Below are 20,389 nucleotides of genomic sequence, written 5' to 3' on the forward strand. Positions count from 1 at the left end.
TACTCCTATTTAGCGATTGTAAACTCCAAGTTTTTCGTAAGCTTTTATTTGCAATCTCTCAGACACTTTAACCTCAACTGCTAAATCATTTAACTTACGAAACGCATCATATCTATCAATTTGATTGACATTAGGCTTAAATCCTTCTTCATCTTGCTCCAGTTTAATCTTAACTAAGTAAATATTATATTCTGATTCTGCTCCTTTGGCGACTGAATACTGATTGATATCATGTATTTTCTGAGAAAGTTCAGTTTCAGATCCTAGCCATAAATATCTAGTAATTTGGTAAAGTTGTTCTCCCTGACTAACATCAATATGATTTTTGCCTTTTAGAGATTCAAGGAACTCTGATTGTGAGGCAGAAATAACTAAAACTAAAAACTGTTTAGTAATTATTTGTACTGAAGGAGTTGGAATTGGAGGAGTTTGAACTGTAGAAATGCTAGTAACCGGAGGATGAGAATTAGATTTTATGGGTTCTTCTCTACGAGTTGTTTGTTGTTGTTTTGGTTGATTGAGTATATAGATAAAGTAACCAATTGCGGTAATAGCAAAGGCAATAATTACAATGAATTTAATGTTATCACCCCTAATGTTCATTCGATTTAAAAGGGTATTTATCTGTTGATAGAATGGATTTTCAAGTGCAAAAATTGTAGGCACCTCACCGAATGGAGTTGGTATTGTCCAATTATTCATTTCTGTTTTACCTTCTTTATAAATATACTTTGTGAAGTCTTTTATTTCAGGCTGAACATAACCTCTCAGAATATAGTCAGTTATATCTTGAGAAATATTGAGTTGATTACACCAAATACCGATAGCATGACTTAGATACTCTCCAAAACATTTACTACCTTGGCATTCCCTAATTGTTTGAGCCGTTACTTGGTTTAATGTTTCAACAAACATAATAACATCTTAAATCCTAAAAGAGAGATTTTTTAGAGTGGGAGCAAGATACTCCCTAAAATTATACAATAGCCAACTTAAGATTGACGAAAAATATCTTGTAACTTTTCACAACCTGCTGTTGCATGATTTTTTTTAACTTCAAAATCACGCCAGAACTGTTTTTCCTGCTCAAAGTTCTCCTCAATGATAGTTAATTGTTGTTTCAAAGCACGTTCAGCTAGATTGGTAATCTCATCAACGGATTCTTCAAAGATACTGCTAACAGCCTCTAACCGTTCAAGAATCCAGTTAAACAAAATATCCCACAAACTGTCTTTCCCTTTCTCAATTCCACTTGACCATTGTTTTGCCATTAAGTCGGGAGAAGGAAGAAAAAGTTCGACATACTCGATATCTTGGTAAATATTCCGAGTTACCGCTTCTTGGTATTCACGGGTTACAGGTCGTGTTTTTGTCTTCGTTTTTGTGCTTTTGAAACAAGAACCCTCTTCATAGGTTTCTGTATAGTTTTGATATTCAGTTTTTGTGCGAGTTTCATATTCGGTTTTCGTACCAACGACTTCTTTTTGTTTGGATTGCTTTTGTTCTATAGCTTTTGGAAGTTCAAAAAATTTCTCAGGTAAAGTTGGCAAGTTTTGAGCTAATTTTTTGCGTAAATTACTGATGGCTGCTTTTTCAAGGTTAATCGAAGAAAACTGTTCATCTGACAAACAAACTTTTAATCTCTTAACTTGCTCATCCACTAATGATTCTAAAGCTTGTTCAAATTGTTGAGCTTTTCCTTGCAATAAAAACTCTGCCCTTGCAGATATAGCTTCTCTCATCGTGTGATATAGCAGGAGAAAATAGTGTTGATCATGTTCAATTTCTTTTTCTCCCTTATCATCATCAGCCCGTACACGCTTAACTAAGTATTCCGACTCAGCAGAAAACTTACTGAATCTTCGACTAACATTATCATAGGCTTTAGAAATATCATCAGCCAATGAAGGTGATGTGACTTCCCGTAGTTTATCTCTTAACTCAAAAGCTCCTTGATTATTCTTAAGGGCATCACGAACTGGAACAATTAGAGATGTGGTTAAATCTGTCACAACAGATCTAACCGCATCAAAAATTAGCTCAAATCCCTTACGTCCTTTTTTTAGAGCCTCTTGTACGGCTTTATCATCAATTTCAGGTTTATGGCTTTTCAAGCCTGCTTTCAGTTGCTCAATTTCGTCCTTAAATTCTTTTCCAATTTTTCTGATATTTTTCTGTAAATCTTGACGAATGTTAGCGATTTTATCTTTTTCTTGTTCAACCTGTTTTTTATTGTCAATTTTTCGGGTCTGAATCACAACCTCTAGTAATTTTTCCAAAGCATCGTAATTATCGAATACTTCCAACAATGCAGGAAGTATTACCAGTTCAGCAAATGATTCTTGAACCCGCACACGGAAACAATCCCAAAGTTCTCTACCACCACTCCATTCTAAAGAATAGCGGAGAATTTCTCGCATGGTTTCATCATCAATAGCTTCATTGTCTTCTACTTGATCATCAATATCACGAAACCAATTCTTTAAATATCGATTCTCCTTAGTATTTAATTTAATAACTACTGCACAATCTTGAAGCATAGCCTTAAGGAGTTTTAACCGTAGTTCCTGATTTATCAGTGATGGTTGGTTAAAAGATCCTGAACCCCAAGCACATTGAGCATAATATAAAAGACGAGCATTAAAAGGCAGGACATCAGGAAGTTCTCGCAGTGATAAAACCTCTTTAATTTCCTCTCTTAACTTATCAATCCGCACTGACAGAGGTAAATCATCGGCTCCTCGCTGATCGACCCGATTTAAGATAAAAATCATCGAATCCGTGCGTCCTTGTAGGTATTCGACAACTTTCTTTAATTCTTCCAAGAGGCATTTTCTGTGCTTATCATCTACCTGCATATAGTCCAAAGCCACTAAACTAAAAGCTTTATTAACTTGCTTTTGGATAGTTGCTAAATTAGTCCGATCTTGAACCGATTTCAATCCAGGTAAATCAATCAATTCAACTCCGATTCCGTTGGGTAAACCCAGTAAGGAAGCATCACAAGCAGGTAAAAGAGGAACATGAGCAGCTATTTGTGGCGCAACATACTCCCGGTTTTTCCGTTCATCGTTATAGGAGCGCATAACGCTGCTAATTCGCTGGTATAAGTCCTCATCACTGCCTGTCGATTCACCAGTATCCCAAACCGCATCCTCTGTTTTTTCAATGATTAATTTTTGTTCCTGAGAATGTTTGATGGTTAATACACCCCCACTCATTTCTCCGGCTTCAATAGGCGCGATTTTTCGACCAATCAGCGCGTTAACAATCGTTGATTTTCCAGAGGAAGTTGTTCCCAGAGTAGCAATCCGAAAACTAGGATGTTTTAGCCGTTGGATGGCTTCTTGATAAACTGTTAAAAAATCTTGTAGACAAGATTGAATCGCTGGATCAGCAAAAACATCAGGGGACGAGTTGACTAAGCTAGAGACAGAGTTACCTAATTCTTGTAACAGGTTGCGGGTGTTGTTTAACTTAGATTCAATATTTAGTTCCACTGGATACCTCTCTAGTTAATGATTTTGGTTAATTCCACTAAGTCTTAAAAATTTAAAGGGAGATGGGGTTATCACTCCTTCAGGTCTAGGTGGTTAGGGATGCTTGAGTTTCCCAGATATTGACGAAAAAAGGAACAGCCTGATCAGGGTTGTTTTCGGCAAAGTCGAAGAATAACTGAATTTGTTCTCCTATATTTCTAAAGCGATCGGATAGATCGCTGTTATCTGGTATTTTTGTAAGGTTACTCATAGGCTTAAATGAGATAGACGCGAGGGCATTGATAAATTATAACTCTTACAGTCGAGTTTGAACCAATTTTTTGAATATTTGTGACAAAGATTCACGGGATTTACGGATAGTATAGCAACCGCCAAGGCAGTTAAGACACCAGACGGATATTGGAACCCAGACATTAAAGTGTTTTCCCCCCTGTTCCCTCCCTCCCTAGCCCTGCGTGCACGGGGGGTTTGGGGGGGCTGTTCCGGTGTTCCCTGCTATAACGGTTTAACAAGGCTTTGAGATTGCTTTGCTACCCTCACAATGAGATAATTACTAGGTAGTTTTAATCCCGAATAAATAGGATTAAAAAATATGGCAAAGTCAGAACATTTAGATTTATTAGAATCTCGAATAAATTTTATGAGTTTGCTAAAATTTATGGGGATAAAACCCCAGGTAAAATTAGCGATGCCTTCGGCAATCTTCGCTAACGCAACATTTCAAGAGCTTTTAAAAAAAAGGAGATGGGGTGAAGAATTCATAATATTAAATATCTTGGAGATTGACAAATATTTACTATCCCTCCTTCCCGATAAGGGAAGAAGGTTAAGGGGTTAGGTCTTCAGGGTTTCAGTTTAAGTAATACTCGCATTCCTTACAACAACCTCGCACAAAGCCCACGCACTTCAGTCGTGGGATGTAGTGCGACCCCCTTTAGGGGGTGTGAGGGTTTTAATGTAATCCCTAAGAACTTCAGCCATTGATAATCCTTCTGACTCAGCATGACTTTTGAGACGTTCATATTCTTTCTCGTTAACATTAAACTGAATTTTCTTTTCCCTTGACATACTCTATTTAAGACTCTATTATCAGAGTATAGCAAGGATGTTCCTCGCTTATCTGGTCAGATGTTCTGACCTCCTTAAAAACAAGTTGTCAATGGCGAGAAAAAGGCAACCACTGTGATTATCCCTGTTGACTACAGAAAGCTCCGAAAAATCTTGGCAGAGCCAAAGACTGTAATAGTCGTGTGCCGTCAATTGGGACGAGGTACTTGGCATTCCTCAGAGTCTCGTACTCTCCTCTAATATTGCTGTGAAGCAATTCTGGAAACAGTAGGGGGCAACTCCATGAATACCGAGCAATCGGGGCTAGACAGGAGAATCCCACGCGGTTCACCCGTGGGAGTGTCAAGGACGCAAAATTAGGGCAACTTCCTTAGCGAAATAAGTGAGAATTAAATCAGCCCCAGCCCGTTTAATACTGGTGAGGGTTTCTAACATGACTTTTTTCTCATCAATCCAACCCATTTTTCCAGCCGCCTTAATCATCGCATATTCCCCACTGACGTTATAGGCCGCCACAGGTAAATCCGTTGCCGAACGCAATAGATGAATAATATCTAAATAGGCTAAGGCGGGTTTAACCATGACAATATCGGCGCCTTCAGCTTCATCTAAAGCCAATTCTGTCAAGGCTTCTCTGGAGTTAGCCGGATTCATTTGATAGGTTTTCTTATCCCCAAATTTCGGGGCCGAATCCAAGGCATCCCGAAAGGGGCCATAATAGGCTGAGGCATACTTAGCGGTATAGGCTAAAATCGCTACTTGAGTATATCCCGCTTCATCTAGCCCTTGACGAATCGCCCCAATCCGACCATCCATCATATCCGAAGGTGCAACGATATCGGCCCCGGCTTGGGCATGGGAAATCGCCTGTTTAACTAAAACTTCCACGGTTTCATCATTAAGAATTTCGCCCTCCTCGCTGACGATACCATCATGACCCTTACTGGAAAAAGGATCAAGGGCAATATCCGTGATGATCATAATCTCAGGAATCGCCTGTTTAATTGCCCTAACGGTACGCTGAATTAGGCCCTCTGGATTATAACTTTCAGTTCCGGCGTTATCTTTTTTTTCTTCAGCCACTAGGGGAAATAAGGCGATGGCGGGGATGCCTAATTCCCAAGCTTCATTGACTTCTTTTAATAGTAAATCTAAGGTATAGCGGTAACTTCCGGGCATGGAAGAAACCTCAACCTTTTGATTTTCTCCCTCCATGATAAACAGAGGATAAATTAAGTCATTGACAGTAAGCCTTGTTTCCGTAACCATCCGCCGTAGGGCATCGGTGCGACGCAGACGACGGGGACGTTGAACCAGATTTAGGGCATTTTTATGAGATTCTGAAGACATAAGAAACGGGGTAAAAATATTTTTAGTAAAGACCAATTGTTAATTATCCCATTCGGGTGGGTTCTGGATGTACCTAATTTGTTAATAAATGTAACAATCTTAAAAAAAGATTGAAATTACTGGGATTACAACCCTTTAACCCGAAAATCAGCCTACAATAACTCCAAGAATCTGTATATCCTTTTTAAGTTATGATTAGCAACCTATATATTACTAGCATTGAACCCGATAGCGGTAAATCCTTAATTCTGTTAGGAATTATGGAATTACTCTCGAAACGCATCCGAAAATTAGGATTTTTCCGTCCAATTATTCAGGCGGGAATTAAGCCGGATAATGATATTGAGCTAATTCGCAGTCGCTATCATTTAGAGTTTCCCTATCAAGATTATTATGGCGTTACCCATGAAGAAACCAGGGCTTTAATTGCGGAGGGACAGTTTGAAGAAATCCTGAAACGGATTATTGAGAAATATAAGGCTTTAGAAGAAAAATGTGATTTTATTGTCTGTGAAGGCACGGATTTTACTGATATTATTTCTGCTTTTGAATTTAACTTTAATGCGGAAATTGCTAATCAATTAGACGCACCGATTTTATTGGTAGCGAATGGACAGGGAAAAAGCCAAGAAGAAGTGATTAGTAGTGTTAAAAGTGAACGAAAAGCTTTTATAGAAAAAGATTTAACTCTGGTAGCAACAATGGTTAATCGGATTTCTTCAGAACAATTTTTATCCGTTACCCAGGAATTAGAACAGATTTGGTGTTATGATGATCCGGTATTTATTTTACCTGAAATAGAAGCTCTTTCTAAACCTACTGTTGGGGAAATTGTGACTGCCCTTGACGCTAAATTTGTCCATGGCGATCCTGAACAATTAAAACAGGAAGTGTTATCGTTTAAGGTGGCGGCGATGCACGTTCCTAATTTTCTTTATCATATTCGAGAAGGCTGTTTAATTGTTACCCCTGGAGATCGGGCTGATATTATTTTAGCTTGTTTAGCGTCGGCTTTTTCAGAAACTTACCCCAATATTGCCGGAATTATTTTAACTGGGGGGTTTGAATTGCCTCCTTCCCTGCAAAAACTGATTCAAGGATTTAAAAAATGGACAGTGCCGATGTTTACGGTAGAAACAGATACCTATAATACTGCAACCATCATTAATAATATTCACTCAAAAATTACCCCCGACAATGAACGAAAAATTGCTTCTGCTTTAGGACTTTTTGAAAACCATATTGATAGCTCTAAAATTGAAAAACGGATTGCTTTATCCCATTCTTCCCGCATTACTCCGATTATGTTCGAGTACGAACTGGTCGCCCGGGCGAAAAAACAACGTCAACATATTGTCTTACCCGAAGGCACAGAAGAACGAATTTTAAAAGCCACTGAAATTCTATTAAGACGGGGAATTGTCGATATTACTTTATTAGGAAATCCCGAAGAAATTCGCGAAAAAGCAACTTCACTAGGCCTAAAATTAGAAGGGGTAAATATTGTTAATCCCATGACCTCCCCCTGGCATGAAGACTATGCTCAAACCTATTATCAACTGCGAAAACATAAGGGAATTACGGAAGATTGTGCCTTAGATGTGATGCACGATTTAAGTTATTTTGGCACAATGATGGTTCATAAAGGCATGGCCGATGGCATGGTTTCTGGGGCTATTCATACCACTGGACATACCATTCGTCCCGCCTTAGAATTTATTAAAACTCCACCGGGATGTTCAATTGTTTCCAGTGTGTTTTTTATGTGTTTAGAAGACCAGGTTTTAGTCTATGGAGATTGTGCGGTAAATCCTAATCCTAACCCCCAACAATTAGCCGATATTGCCATTAGTTCGGCGTTAACTGCTCAACAATTTGGGGTTGAACCTTTAGTAGCAATGTTATCCTATTCTACCGGAGAATCGGGTCAAGGAAAAGATGTGGATAAAGTTCGAGAGGCTACAATAATTGCCCGTCAATTACGCCCAGATTTAAAAATAGAAGGCCCTATCCAATATGATGCGGCTGTTGATGAAGGGGTAGCTCAAACTAAACTACCAGGAAGCGAAGTAGCTGGACACGCAACGGTATTTATTTTTCCCGATTTAAACACCGGAAATAATACTTATAAAGCCGTACAACGGTCTGCGAATGCTGTTGCCATTGGCCCGGTTTTACAAGGTTTAAATAAACCCGTTAATGATTTAAGTCGGGGCTGTACGATTACCGATATTGTGAATACCGTTGCGATTACCGCTATTCAAGCCCAGGGAATAAATTAGTTTTAATTGATTCCCTGAACTTAACTGTTAGTCAATCAACTCTGGACTCGGAATTTGGGTATCAATTTCTGCTGGGGATAATGTGGGGATTAACCCGTTACTTTCCCCGGCTTTAACAATTTTAGCGGGTTCAAGATTTAATTGAATTGCCCCGGTGGTTGGGTCAGCAGTAGCAATGGACTGACTACCATCAACAAACTTCACCGTAATGGCTTCGGTTAACTCTTGGGCGGGAGTATTAGGACTGAACATTACTTGAGTTCCTGCGGGTAAGTAAAACCCATCACAATCCCAATCATCATCGGTAATTTGACCTGTTGCTAGGAAATAAAGTTCGCTAGGAGTTTTGCCTCCGTCACTAGCATAAACCCCGATGGTTTTCCCTGTTTCATTGCGGCACTGCGCCCGTTTTTTCGCAGTTTCTATAATTTTTTTCTGGGACTCTAATTGAGCTAATCGCTGTTGAAATTGCTCAGGAGTATAACCGGCTTCTTCTGGTGTATCTTTAACCAGTAGAAGTTGATTTAATGCCTGAGTAACCTCTGTATAATCAGCCCCTTTAGTAAAATCTTTGCTTGCCCAAGAGGGTTGAGCAATCATTAGATTCACGCATAATAAAAGACCGACAAGGACAATTTTGAGAAACCGCATATTGTTTTCCTTTTTTAAAAATTGGGTAGATGTCAACAATTGAATTATAGCCATTGTGCTCTAATTTGCTATAACCTTAGTTTAAGTGACATCAATTAATAAAAGCAAATAGTCTTACTTGTCATTTTAATAAATTTAATCAATTAAATTTCTGGGTCGGGACTGGGAATAGAAGGAATCATTTCCAGTCGATTTCGGTTCACCCAGCGATTGACAAATTCATTATTATTCCTACAAAACTTAATTTGTACTTGCTTAGAACCTAGCTTAACAATTTCCGCCGGAACTTTATGAACATTCGCCGAATCAGCACGGGCTTTATAAAGCCAAATGACTTTTTGACCCACTTCCAGAGCATCGGAATTGCTGGTTGAAGTCGGGGAGGTTTCTGCCCAAGAGGAGGGAGAAACAAAGAAGTTAATTCCTAGTAATAATACAACGACAGACATGGAAAACCTTCATCTTGTTTTTCGTTTACAAACTCTGAGTTTTGAATTGTGAGGCTTGAATAATTTTGATTAATCCCATTAAACACAAACAGCTAGTGATTAAAGCAATGGGACTCAAAGAAGCACTATCAAGGATAATAAATACACCCAGACCAATTAACACAAAGGGCACAAAATGATTCCCATAACGGGCGAGTAAATTGGAAATATCCCGTTGACAAGTTAATTTATAGGTCATATAACACCAAACTCCAACCAGTAGCAAAAAGACTGAAATAATAATCAGTAAACTAGAGATACCCGTAGAAGCAAATAAGGGCATATAGATACTGATATTGTCGCTACCATTGGCAATCGTAATCGCTGCTACACTATAAGCCGGAGGAGAAATTAAACTGGCTAAACCAGAAGCGGGGGAAATTTTAGTATCCAATTCCGGCTCAGAAGATGAATCATTATCATCATCAGGATTGAGTAACCGATTAAGTCCAATAGTAATGGGAACTAAACCCAAAAGTCCAATCAATTCGGCGGGTAATATTAAACCCCCAAAAAAACCCACCAAACTAGCAAGAATCAAAGTACAAAAACCGAGATACTGACCGATAATAATATGGCGACGACGAAAGGTAGCATTAACTTGAGAAAACAGTAAGGTGAGGATAACTAAATCATCCAAATTTGTAGCAGTAAAAGCTGTAATACCAGTAAAAATAGCAGTAAAAATCTCATTCATTTTTATCTCTCCTTAATCTGTTGAATATTTCACCTGTAAACTTTGGTTTCAATTTGGTTTTTTTCTGATTACTTTTAATCTATACCGATTCAACAATAGAAGCAAATGTTCTTTGTTTTTAAAATGATAAATAAAAGTAATCGAAGATTGAATTATTCCTAGAAACCTCGCCCTGTATGACTTTCATCCTATCGTCATCTTCCCTATTCCCCCTTTTCCTAAAAACCATCGCCTATTCCCGATGAATCAGAAATTTTGGACGCCAATCAAATAGGAATGTGATAGATTAATAATTAGTTATAAAAATATAGGAAAATGTCTAATGAATATGACTCATTATATGGAGCTTCTAGCGACTAACCAGCCCTGGAATCTTTTGATTTTTATGGCTGTGCCTGTTATTTTGGCAGAAACAATTGCCGTGTCTGAACTTTATATTTTATTTACTCGAAATTTGAAAGGTAAAGTTAGAACTATTAATAAAGTAGCAGGTATTTTAGCTGGTTTTTACTTTTTAATCATCTTTTTACATCTATTTTTTAAAGCCGTAATTCCCATCACAATAGCGGGACAATGGAGAACCATTATTGACGTGATTGCGGTGGGATTTTATTTATTAGGAGTTGTGCCTTTATTGGCAATTAGTCTTTTAGAATTAAACCTAATTGCTAAACATAAAGGTGAAGAATATAAACTCAAAATTCATGCTACTTTTGTGGCTATTTTTCTGATTGTTGCCCATATTGCCATGATTTTTGGAATGCTGAGTCCTGCGATATTAGGTGGACATTCAGGAATGCCGGGGATGTAAATAAACCCGGACGCAAAGGTCAATATTCTGATTAATGATTACTGTTCATCAATCACTATTTCTTTAACCTAGTTGGAATTACATCACTAAATAACCGATACAATGTAAAGGCATTCTGAATCGGCTGCAACAACGAAGAACCGCTATCACCTAATCTAGTTATAAAAGACCGACGGACAATAATCACATCATTATTCTGTAATACAGGATTATTCTCCTGGGCATTCCCCAATGTAAAATCTACATCAATTGTTCTTCGAGTTACTGAACCATTGGGATTCAAACGAATCAGTTCCACGGAACTTTTATTAGCACGGTTGTTATCAAACCCTCCCGCCGATAGTAAGGCTTGATTCAAAGGACGATTAGGGGGAATTTGAATCACACCGGGATTTTTGACTTCCCCGACCACATTCACAAAAATGGTGGCGGGTGAAAAGCTGGCGGAAGCAATTTTTTGTAAATCGACCGTGGCAATATTAGTAGCCGTCGGGACAATTACAGTATCCCCTTCCTGTAAAAATACATCTTGGTTGATATCTCCCGATTGCAACAGTTCCCAAAGATTGATTTTTGTGGTTTGTACCCCGGTTCTGGTGATGCGTTGGATTTCAATATGGCGAATATCAGCTATATTGGTAATCCCTCCAGCCGTTTGTAACGCCCGGGTAACCGTGGGTAAATTGATTCTGACTGCTGCTGTTGCTGTGGTTCCAGAACTGCTACTGGTAGTATCGGTTCCACTTGCTTCTGAAGTTAAGGAATAGGCCCCCGGACGAAAGACCGCCCCGACAACTACCACCTGAATTGATTGGCTGGCAGACCCGGCTAAACTAGAAGAAGCGATTTGGCGCATTTGTTCTGAGTTAAAACCCGTCATCGTGGGAATAAAAATACTATCTCCGTCCCTGAGAATCGGATCTTGCTTTAAGTTTCCCTGATCTAATAATTCTGCTAAATTTAAGGTGACAATGGGTTGTTGTGGGCTAGTCCGTCGCAGTTGAACTAAACTTAAATCCGCCGCTTGAGTTAGACCTCCAGCGAGTTTGATGGCTTGGGTTAGTCGAGAAAATTGTTGATCTACTGGTAGATTATAGGAACCGGGACGATAGACTTCTCCAGCGATCGCAATCTGTACAGGACGAGGTAATGTTAAATTAACGGTAACGATCGGTTGTCGGAGTACCGTAGAATAGAGTCGAGTGATTAATTTTTGAGTTTCCACCAGAGTCAAACCCACCACAGGGACAGGCCCAATCCCTTGAAGACTAATAGTTCCATCGGAGAGAACCGATTGTTCGCCCCCGTATCGTTCTACTCCAAAAACATCCACACGAATTTTATCCCCCACTCCTAAAAGATATGGAAAATCCTGAACTGGGTTTCCTAACACGGGTTGCCGTTTGGGTAAAAGCGGAATTAGAGGAGCGGTTTGGGCTTTAACGGGGAAGGCGGAAATCAGGGGAATTCCTACAAGTAAAGTTAGGTGAGTCAAAGAATAACTAATACAGCGAACAAACATAAAATTATCGGAGGTTATCCACCAAAGTCCTTATTTATCTATTCTAGCTAACAATTCTCAACCCTTCAAAATCCAGACAACAGAATAACTTGCCTTATTCTCAAACTCAACGGAGAGATCTTGGGGTTGACAAACAGTAAAAAGCTGTGTTATATTGATAAGTTGTGCGGGCGATTAGCACAGTGGTAGCGCACTTCCTTCACACGGAAGGGGTCATGGGTTCAAATCCCGTATCGCCCATTAAATTTCATAAACTAAATCTTAGGCTCTATCGAGCTTTTCGCCCGTGACCCTTCCGTGTAAAGGAAGTGTTACCCTATTCTTTGGATCTCATCTATCCTGTTTCAAATTCAGCTAGAGTTAGCGATCGCACTGTCTAAGCCTTGCTATTGTATCATTTTTTTTAAAATTATGGAAATTCTCAATATTTTATTTTAACCTCAATATTTTATTTTAACCATTGATAATATTTGATAGCTTCTGATTTAGATAAAATTTATTCATCTTATTTTCAGGATTAAATAATAGCTTATTATGTACTAATTTAGTAGAGATGACCTGACTCTTTAAGGTTAATTTGTGAATAGTAAACCAACCCACCAGCAACAACGAGAACAATGGAGAGATGCTTTAGAATCTGCTATCGCTCACCCAGAAGAACCTCTGCTTGTTGAAAGATTTAATGATGGTTGGGGTTGGAATACCTCAGCCCGCCCTGTCTCAGTTCGATGTATCCATAAACAAACTTATATCCCTCTTCTGTCACTCTCCGGTTTTTCCTATGATTAGTAATTTCCAAAGCCACGTTATAGTCAACTATCTGGGATGGGGCGATCGCATTTTAGCCAATTTCACACTCTCAGGAATTGCTACTCGGAAAAAATAGCGTGATCGCTTGCTGTGTCTACGCTCTAGGGCTCAAAAAATGCAAGATTTTTCGGAGAGTGACAGAAGAGGGATACCTTTTCATATTGAAGCATTTTATAAATATCGATTAAATGATTATATTGCGATCACTCCTGGGTTAATTTGGTTAACAGCACCCGCCCAAAATAATAATAATGATGATGCAGTTATTGGTGTAATTAGAACAACCTTTACATTTTGAACCCTAACAAAACGTGAGTTCGACGGGTTAAATTTAAGATTAGTAGGCGATACGGCTGTTAGAGAATGACAAATCAAACAAACAACCCCCGCAGCGATGCCCCTGGTTTCGATAAGTGGTGACATCGATTTGACGATAAATATATTAAAATATTAACGGTGTTGCTCTTTTAGGACAAACAAACTCGTTAAATATGATAGGATAAAATTAGTTATATCTGGAGAACATTTATGGCAAAAACAGTAACAGAAAAACCTTCAAGCACTCCCATAACGGGCAAAGCCTTGTTACAGAAAGTTAAAGATTTAGGGAACTTACCCCGATCAGAAGTGGCTCGATTGTGCGGGTATTATACCGAAACAAAAGATCACAAAATCCGCGCCAAGAAAACCGAATTTTATGATGCTTTACTAGCGGCTAAGGGGATAGATTTAGAGCCAGCAATGAGAGAAACTCTTGATGTGACTGGCTTGACTCCTGAACAAATCGAGCAAATTGATGCAATGATCAACACATTTAGGGGTATCAATAAACATCAACACCCATTAACAGAAGATCAAATATCAGAATTTGATCCAACGGAGTTGTTTTTTGAAAGTGAAATCCTTCAACCGTTTAATCGGAGTCTGCTTTATGGCAACAGAATCTAAACGAATTTATCTTGATACCAACGTTCTCGCTTATGTTGCTAATACCAAAGCACCTCACCACAGGTCTGCATTAGAAATCTTTCGACCCTGTGAAACAGAAATTCTCTGCGTTTCATCACAAGTTTTAGCAGAATTTTACTCCTACATTACGAATCCTGCTATCTTAGCAAAACCCCTAGAGCCAACAGAAGCCATTAACCGCATTCAACGAATTTGTCAAATGCCTCATGTCTGCTTGCTCTCAACTCCTCTCGATCTTTTTGAAGGTTGGATGAGGTTATTAGAAGAACAACCTGTGACCAATGGAGGAATTTTTGACTTACTTCATATTGCCATTATGTTATCTCATCAAGTCACCAGTATTTACACTTTTAATGTCAAGGATTTTTCTTGGTGTTCCCAAATTAAAGTTATTGATCCTAGTCATCTTTGAACAGTCCCAATAAATACTGGAATACTTAACCGAAAATACCCTTAAAAACTCAGTAGAGACATTGCATTTAACAACGCCTCTACAAACAAATTAAAATCCCATTACTGTTGCAACAGCTTCCATTTCTGGTGCAATTCCGGCTTTGAATTTATTGTTGCTGTGAGTAATAGCCGTATCGGGATCTTTTAACCCATTTCCAGTTAACACACAAACAATTTTAATTCCTTCTGGAACCTGATCTTTCACTTTCAATAATCCCGCAACGGACGCGGCACTAGCGGGTTCACAAAAAATCCCTTCCCCAGAAGCTAATAATCTATAGGCGTCGAGAATTTCGGCATCGGTGACGGCGTTAAAACTGCCCTTACTGGCATCTTTAGCAGCCACCGCAAAGTCCCAACTGGCCGGATTTCCAATCCGAATGGCCGTTGCTAAGGTTTCGGGGTTTTCCACCGGATAGCCAAAAACTAATGGTGCGGCTCCGGCGGCTTGAAATCCCATCATTTGGGGTAAACGAGAACATTTACCAACGGCATGATATTGACAAAATCCCATCCAATAGGCGCTAATATTCCCAGCATTTCCCACGGGAATACATAACCAGTCGGGGGCATCTCCCAGGGCATCTACCACCTCAAAGGCGGCGGTTTTTTGACCTTCTAAACGATAGGGATTGACAGAATTAACTAAAGTAATCGGGTAATGTTCGGCCATCTCCCGCACAATATTAAGGGCCTTGTCAAAATTTCCCTTAATTGCTAAGACTTCCGCCCCATATAATAAGGCTTGGGCTAGTTTTCCCAAGGCCACATAACCATCGGGAATCAAGACAAAAGCCTTCATTCCGGCTCGACGAGCATAGGCTGCCGCCGCCGCCGAAGTATTTCCGGTACTGGCACAGATAACGGCTTTGCTACCTTCCTCTTTGGCTTTGGAAATCGCCATGGTCATGCCGCGGTCTTTGAAACTGCCTGTGGGGTTGAGTCCGTCATATTTCAGATAGACCTGCACCCGTTTGCCAATTATTTCGGCAATGGTTGGGGCCGGAATCAGGGGCGTGTTGCCTTCTTGTAGGGTGATAACGGGGGTAGATTCGGAAACAGGTAAATAGTTGCGGTAGGCTTCAATCAGACCGGGCCAGCACTTTAATGAGGACTGGGTTGTAGGCAAAGTCAACGTCATCTCGGTAGTCATTAATAATAAACCAAAAATAATCCGGTTAAGGATTGACAAATTAACAGATTCATGATACCAAAGAATCCACTCAACGGTTTAAATCCATAAACTGTATCAGTTGACAGGATCAGCCGTTGGGTGTATTCCTTAATTTAGTTTACCTTCTCGTTTACATTCCGTGAAAAAACTAATCAATTTTGATGTTTTTTTCAATGGGAGTAGACCTTGAGGGTAAAATATAGTTAAGATTTGTTGAGCTAATATTTTTAGATGTCAAATCAACTGCTGATGCCCACTCGTTCATCCACCGTATCTGGGACTCAAACCTTAGATGCCCCTTTAAGTCGGACTTCCGGTTCTGTTATGTCTAAGCCGCTGACGATTGATACGATGAAAAATCTGTACAACGCCGATCAGCAAGTGAAGTTTCTACATTTGCACGCTGAAGTTGAAACCTTGCTTCTGGAATTGCAAACCATCAAGCAACAGCGCCAAGAAACAGCCTCACCCGTAAATTGAGTTATCCTCTAAGTTCAACTCCCCCGATCATTACTAGCTGGGTTTAGCAAAAACTGCTAAACACCCTAGTTTTTGATGGACTCTATTTAGAGGAGGGTTAATATCGGAGTTGGAGTTAAATGGATCAACGGAAAGTGCCTGTTTTTCCCATGCAGGTGAAATTTTTGTTGTCAAATTAGGTAATTGATCAGACTACCCAAAAATTGGGAAGATAAAACCACACAACCTTAGTATTACCCTGGCCCCCAGTGCTGAGGGATTTAAAAGTTTAAAAGATTCTATGACATTATCCTCTGTTCAACCTCAAACCCTAGCATCTTCTGCTAGTTTTCCATCGGATTTACGTTTAAAGGACATTATCAAAAGTCTCCCTCGGGAAGTTTTTCTTAAAGATCAGAAAAAAGCTTGGTTGACGGTTTTTATTAATGTTCTTCTGGTTGTTGCGGGCTATTTTGCGGTTGCTTACTCTCCCTGGTTTCTTTTACCCTTAGCTTGGGTTTTTACAGGGACAGCATTAACGGGGTTTTTCGTCATTGGTCATGACTGTGGACATCGTTCTTTTTCTAACCGTCGTTGGGTGAATGATTTAGTCGGTCATCTGGCATTTCTTCCTTTAATTTATCCCTTCCATGGTTGGCGTTTAGGACATAATCATCATCACAAACATACTAATAAACTGACTGAAGATAATGCTTGGGAACCCTGGAAAATTGAAAATTATGAAGCGTCCCCTAAAATCGTACAAATTGCTTATAAATTAACCCGAGCTAGACTGTGGTGGTTAGGTTCAATTTTGCATTGGGCAATTGTTAACTTTGATTGGCGCAAGTTTGAAGGAAAAGGACAGGAACAGGTTAAATTTTCTGCTTTATTTGTGATTGGATGTGCGGCGATCGCATTTCCTACAATGATTTTTACTCTTGGAATTTGGGGCTTTGTTAAATTCTGGTTAATGCCTTGGTTAGTGTACCATTTCTGGATGAGTACCTTCACGATTGTTCACCACACTGCCCCCGATATTCAGTTTCAAGAACCTGAAGATTGGAATGAAGCCTTAGCCCAATTATCGGGAACAGTTCACTGCAATTATCCCGCTTGGGTTGAGTTTTTCTGTCACGATATTAATGTTCACATTCCTCACCATATTTCTACGGCTATTCCTTCCTACAATTTACGGAAAGCCTATAAAATTATTCAAGACAATTGGGGTGAATATCTCTATCCTGAATGTGATTTTTCCTGGTCTTTAATGACTCATATTGTCGATCAGTGTCATTTATATGATGCTGAAAATGCTTATGTTTCCTTTCCAGAATAGAAAAAGCATTAATTAGAGTCCTAAAGGACTCACTACAGTTTTAGTAGTAAGTCCTTTAGGACTCTCTATATTTTACTCCTGAAGGACTCACTACTAACTTATTAGAAATAGGTGAAAAAGACAGTTTTGATCTTCAACCCTGATCAATGTCGCAATGAAAGCGAGGTAGAAAGTAAACTGATTGTCAGTTATTTACTCCCTGAGTTGGGCTATACTCCCGATACTTGGCATCAAGAGATCACCTTTGGTAATATTCGCTTAGATTTCCTATCTTTTGCTGTTCAAGTTATCCCATTTACCCTCAATGCAGATTCTCCTTTAAGTTTAGTTTTAGAGGCAAAAAACCCTAAACAAAATTTAGATCGGCATATTCGGAAACTGAAACGCTATCTAACAAGTTTAAATGTTAGATATGGTTTATTAACTAACGGGAAAGAATTAAGAATCTATGCCAGATTGACCGACGAAGTTAAATTAGTTTTTCAATGTCGAGGCAATGAAATTCAGGCAAGAATAGAAGAAATTAAAGGATTAGTAAGCCGAGATAGCTTACAATACATACAATCCCAAAGTATTAAACCTATTTCTGATGATAATTCTGAACCCAATTCTCATCCAGAAGTTGCTATTTTTCCTGAAAGTAATCAACAAAATATAGAAAATATTTCTGAGTCTCAACTAACTGAAAATCAGAGTCAATCTCTTGAAATTATCCCTTGTAAAACGGAGAATCAAGCATCTATGAAAGTTATTGCTGTTTATCATAATAAAGGTGGCGTTGGCAAAACAACAACGGTTGTTAATCTCGCCGCAGCGTTAAGTAAAAAAGGTTATCGAGTTCTGATTATTGATCTTGATAGTCAAGCGAATACAACTTTTGCCACAGGATTGATTAAATTTCAATTTGAAGAAGATGATAATATCAGAGAACGCTATATTTATCATTTAATTAAGTCAGGAGATTTTGATTTTATTCCCGATTTAGTTAGAAAGTCGGTGGATTTTAATCATCCTGAAATTGATGTCATTCCCTCTCATATTGAATTGTTACAACGTCAGGATGAACTCAAAAATTTTCCTGCGAGTCTATTTCGCTTAATTAACAAACTTAAACAAGTTGAAGGAGATTATGATATTGTAATTATAGATACTCCTCCTTCTCGAGATCTATATGCAAAAATAGCATTAATTGCGGCTAATTATTTAATTATTCCGTCCGATTTAAAACCTTTTGCTAATCAAGGTTTAACCAATGTTAAACAATCAGTCAAAGACGTTAACGAATTTCGCGCCTCCTCTGGACAACTCCCCTTAAAAATTATGGGTGTGCTTCCCTGTAAAATCTCTACAAATGCCCAATATCAAAAATATGTTTTACCGCGTCAAATGGTTGTTATTCCCCATAAATACGAACTACCTTTGATGGATAGTGTGATTTTTGAACGGACTGCATTAGCTCAATGTTTAAATGAAACCATCACCGTAGGAGATTTAGAAATCCCTAATCCCCAGTCTATTTTTAAATATGAAGAAACTCATGCAAACGCAGGTCAATCGGCGGCTGAGTTTGAGTCTTTAGCAGAAGAAGTCTTAAGTAAAATGGCAATTAACTAATGATTAAATTTTATTTCGTTGACGTAAAAGCTATTCAATCTAATGTTCCTCGCTCTAATTTTTCTGAGGAACAAATTGAACAATTAGCAGATATGATCTTAGAGTCTGAAGGCGTTTTAAACGTTATTTTATTAACTCAAACTGGAATTAATAGTTACAACGTTTTAGTCGGAGATTTAGAATATTATGCAGCAGTCAGAGCTAAAGAAAAGAATCCTAGACAGGGTGAAATGATTAATGCTGTTATTGTACAACCCTCAAATCAGGACACTTTATTAAAGCAGGCTGATTTTTTAAAGAATCGTTCATTTCCTGTTCAACAAGAAGAAGTCAAAGTTATAGATGAAACATCCTTAGAATCACGATCAGAAAAACAACTTTATGAACTCAGAGAATTACATAATCGAGATCATAGAGAAACAAATGATAAATTAGAAAGGTTATTTCAAATCATAGCTTCTAGTGATTCAGAAATTAATAATCGATTACAACAGCTTGAAAAGACTGTTAAGGATTTAATGGCTATTGTTAATGAACTAGGTAAAAAGCCCACTGACACGGAGACTATTAGGGAGCAAGACTATAGTAATATGACTGTAGCTCAACTCAAAAAAATTGCGAAAGAACTAAATATCAAAGGATATTCAAAGATGAAGAAAGCTCAACTAATTGCTATTCTACCCCAAGATTAATTTCCATAAAAAGTAGTGAGTCCTTTAGGACTCAAATATAGAGAGTCCTAAAGGACTTACTACGGGTTATTCGGGTTGATTTGGGGTAAATATCATTACCCCAGATCCTTGATTTATTTTATATTTAATTTGTAGTTTACCTTCAGCATTAATCTCAAAAGTTCGGGTTTTTTCTAAAGCTGAGAGAAATTGATCTTCTTGCTTCATAATTTCTTCGGGACAAGCCATTTGAGTTCTTCCGGCTACACCAAATTTTAATTGTTCATCCTCAATGGTGTAGGATGCAAAGTAACGGTTACAACTCGATGAACCACTAATTTGATTATTTTCAAATTGTAGGGTGATTTCCGTTTCATCTAGGGGCGTTTGGGTGGATTTTTCATTCCCCCAGGATATTAATTTCCAAGAGGTTCCACTGAGAGCATCAGAAGCCATAGAGGGGTTAATCATAGACAGAATGGATAGACTAGCAACGGATAGGGATAGGAGTAGTTTTTTCATAGGGTCGGT

Annotated in this window: 22 protein-coding genes and 1 tRNA gene; 12 read left to right on the plus strand and 11 right to left on the minus strand. The window is 38.6% G+C overall.

What is annotated here, in order from left to right; all coding sequences use genetic code 11:
* Positions 1-9 precede the first annotated feature (9 nt).
* From AC559H_RS03120 to AC559H_RS03130, 3 genes are all read right to left on the minus strand, one after another.
* On the minus strand, positions 10-915 hold the full coding sequence (locus tag AC559H_RS03120; RefSeq protein ID WP_051319753.1) for a hypothetical protein: 906 nt from the start codon (positions 913-915) through the stop codon (positions 10-12).
* Between the two features lie 77 nt (positions 916-992).
* A complete protein-coding gene (locus AC559H_RS03125) occupies positions 993-3,500 on the minus strand; it encodes a dynamin family protein (protein WP_026793481.1) in 2,508 nt (835 codons plus the stop codon).
* Positions 3,501-3,585: 85 nt separating this feature from the next.
* The gene (locus AC559H_RS03130) at positions 3,586-3,750 is read right to left on the minus strand and encodes a hypothetical protein (RefSeq protein ID WP_158442056.1); all 165 of its coding nucleotides are present in this window, start codon (positions 3,748-3,750) and stop codon (positions 3,586-3,588) included.
* A 342-nt stretch (positions 3,751-4,092) separates the two neighbouring features.
* Between AC559H_RS03130 and AC559H_RS03135 the strand changes: the two genes are divergently transcribed.
* Positions 4,093-4,338: a hypothetical protein gene (locus AC559H_RS03135; protein ID WP_026793480.1), complete on the plus strand. Its 246-nt coding sequence runs from the start codon at positions 4,093-4,095 to the stop codon at positions 4,336-4,338.
* A 68-nt stretch (positions 4,339-4,406) separates the two neighbouring features.
* Here the strand turns inward: AC559H_RS03135 and AC559H_RS03140 are convergent, their stop codons facing one another.
* Positions 4,407-4,568 (minus strand): ribbon-helix-helix protein, CopG family, encoded by a 162-nt coding sequence (locus tag AC559H_RS03140; RefSeq protein ID WP_141292963.1) that lies wholly within the window; start codon positions 4,566-4,568, stop codon positions 4,407-4,409.
* A 342-nt stretch (positions 4,569-4,910) separates the two neighbouring features.
* On the minus strand, positions 4,911-5,918 hold the full coding sequence (hemB, locus tag AC559H_RS03145; protein WP_026793479.1) for a porphobilinogen synthase: 1,008 nt from the start codon (positions 5,916-5,918) through the stop codon (positions 4,911-4,913).
* Between the two features lie 191 nt (positions 5,919-6,109).
* Between hemB and pta the strand changes: the two genes are divergently transcribed.
* On the plus strand, positions 6,110-8,200 hold the full coding sequence (gene pta / locus AC559H_RS03150) for a phosphate acetyltransferase (RefSeq protein ID WP_026793478.1): 2,091 nt from the start codon (positions 6,110-6,112) through the stop codon (positions 8,198-8,200).
* A gap of 27 nt (positions 8,201-8,227) precedes the next feature.
* On the opposite strand, the gene AC559H_RS03155 is transcribed toward pta, so the two are convergent.
* From AC559H_RS03155 to AC559H_RS03165, 3 genes are all read right to left on the minus strand, one after another.
* Positions 8,228-8,851 carry a hypothetical protein gene (locus AC559H_RS03155; RefSeq protein WP_026793477.1) on the minus strand — a complete coding sequence of 208 codons (624 nt, stop codon included), beginning with the start codon at positions 8,849-8,851 and terminating at the stop codon, positions 8,228-8,230.
* Between the two features lie 143 nt (positions 8,852-8,994).
* The gene (locus tag AC559H_RS03160) at positions 8,995-9,300 is read right to left on the minus strand and encodes a hypothetical protein (RefSeq protein WP_036833315.1); all 306 of its coding nucleotides are present in this window, start codon (positions 9,298-9,300) and stop codon (positions 8,995-8,997) included.
* A gap of 25 nt (positions 9,301-9,325) precedes the next feature.
* Positions 9,326-10,036 (minus strand): cadmium resistance transporter, encoded by a 711-nt coding sequence (locus tag AC559H_RS03165; RefSeq protein ID WP_026793476.1) that lies wholly within the window; start codon positions 10,034-10,036, stop codon positions 9,326-9,328.
* A gap of 322 nt (positions 10,037-10,358) precedes the next feature.
* Here AC559H_RS03165 and AC559H_RS03170 point away from each other — a divergent pair, with 322 nt between their 5' ends.
* Positions 10,359-10,847 carry a DUF6803 family protein gene (locus tag AC559H_RS03170; protein ID WP_026793475.1) on the plus strand — a complete coding sequence of 163 codons (489 nt, stop codon included), beginning with the start codon at positions 10,359-10,361 and terminating at the stop codon, positions 10,845-10,847.
* Positions 10,848-10,902: 55 nt separating this feature from the next.
* Here AC559H_RS03170 and AC559H_RS03175 read toward each other — a convergent pair whose 3' ends face one another.
* A complete protein-coding gene (locus AC559H_RS03175; protein ID WP_026798435.1) occupies positions 10,903-12,369 on the minus strand; it encodes an SLBB domain-containing protein in 1,467 nt (488 codons plus the stop codon).
* A gap of 168 nt (positions 12,370-12,537) precedes the next feature.
* Between AC559H_RS03175 and AC559H_RS03180 the strand changes: the two genes are divergently transcribed.
* The 5 genes from AC559H_RS03180 (at position 12,538) to AC559H_RS03200 (ending at position 14,560) form a co-directional block, all read left to right on the plus strand.
* A tRNA-Val gene (locus AC559H_RS03180) sits at positions 12,538-12,609 on the plus strand.
* A gap of 339 nt (positions 12,610-12,948) precedes the next feature.
* Positions 12,949-13,158 carry a hypothetical protein gene (locus AC559H_RS03185; protein ID WP_026793474.1) on the plus strand — a complete coding sequence of 70 codons (210 nt, stop codon included), beginning with the start codon at positions 12,949-12,951 and terminating at the stop codon, positions 13,156-13,158.
* A gap of 136 nt (positions 13,159-13,294) precedes the next feature.
* Positions 13,295-13,477 carry a carbohydrate porin gene (locus AC559H_RS03190; RefSeq protein WP_026793473.1) on the plus strand — a complete coding sequence of 61 codons (183 nt, stop codon included), beginning with the start codon at positions 13,295-13,297 and terminating at the stop codon, positions 13,475-13,477.
* A 230-nt stretch (positions 13,478-13,707) separates the two neighbouring features.
* Complete coding sequence (locus AC559H_RS03195; protein ID WP_237745600.1) at positions 13,708-14,127, plus strand: hypothetical protein; 420 nt, start codon at positions 13,708-13,710, stop codon at positions 14,125-14,127.
* Positions 14,111-14,560, plus strand: a complete 450-nt coding sequence (locus AC559H_RS03200) for a type II toxin-antitoxin system VapC family toxin (RefSeq protein WP_026793472.1) — start codon at positions 14,111-14,113, stop codon at positions 14,558-14,560. Before AC559H_RS03195 ends, AC559H_RS03200 begins: the two co-directional genes overlap by 17 nt.
* Positions 14,561-14,650: 90 nt before the next feature.
* Here AC559H_RS03200 and thrC read toward each other — a convergent pair whose 3' ends face one another.
* Positions 14,651-15,742 carry a threonine synthase gene (thrC, locus tag AC559H_RS03205; RefSeq protein WP_026793471.1) on the minus strand — a complete coding sequence of 364 codons (1,092 nt, stop codon included), beginning with the start codon at positions 15,740-15,742 and terminating at the stop codon, positions 14,651-14,653.
* Positions 15,743-16,006: 264 nt separating this feature from the next.
* On the opposite strand from thrC, the gene AC559H_RS03210 reads away from it, so the two are divergent.
* From AC559H_RS03210 to AC559H_RS03225, 4 genes are all read left to right on the plus strand, one after another.
* Positions 16,007-16,255, plus strand: coding sequence for a hypothetical protein (locus tag AC559H_RS03210; RefSeq protein ID WP_026787448.1), 249 nt, complete (start codon positions 16,007-16,009; stop codon positions 16,253-16,255).
* Positions 16,256-16,535: 280 nt separating this feature from the next.
* Positions 16,536-17,573, plus strand: a complete 1,038-nt coding sequence (locus AC559H_RS03215; protein ID WP_026793469.1) for a fatty acid desaturase — start codon at positions 16,536-16,538, stop codon at positions 17,571-17,573.
* Between the two features lie 111 nt (positions 17,574-17,684).
* Positions 17,685-19,187, plus strand: a complete 1,503-nt coding sequence (locus AC559H_RS03220; protein ID WP_237745599.1) for an AAA family ATPase — start codon at positions 17,685-17,687, stop codon at positions 19,185-19,187.
* Complete coding sequence (locus AC559H_RS03225; RefSeq protein ID WP_051319728.1) at positions 19,187-19,879, plus strand: Rho termination factor N-terminal domain-containing protein; 693 nt, start codon at positions 19,187-19,189, stop codon at positions 19,877-19,879. The genes AC559H_RS03220 and AC559H_RS03225 overlap by 1 nt, the downstream gene beginning before the upstream one ends.
* A gap of 66 nt (positions 19,880-19,945) precedes the next feature.
* On the opposite strand, the gene AC559H_RS03230 is transcribed toward AC559H_RS03225, so the two are convergent.
* On the minus strand, positions 19,946-20,380 hold the full coding sequence (locus AC559H_RS03230; RefSeq protein WP_081694811.1) for an META domain-containing protein: 435 nt from the start codon (positions 20,378-20,380) through the stop codon (positions 19,946-19,948).
* Positions 20,381-20,389 lie beyond the last annotated feature (9 nt).

It is taken from the genome of Planktothrix prolifica NIVA-CYA 540 (assembly GCF_963864145.1).
GTDB lineage: Bacteria > Cyanobacteriota > Cyanobacteriia > Cyanobacteriales > Microcoleaceae > Planktothrix > Planktothrix agardhii.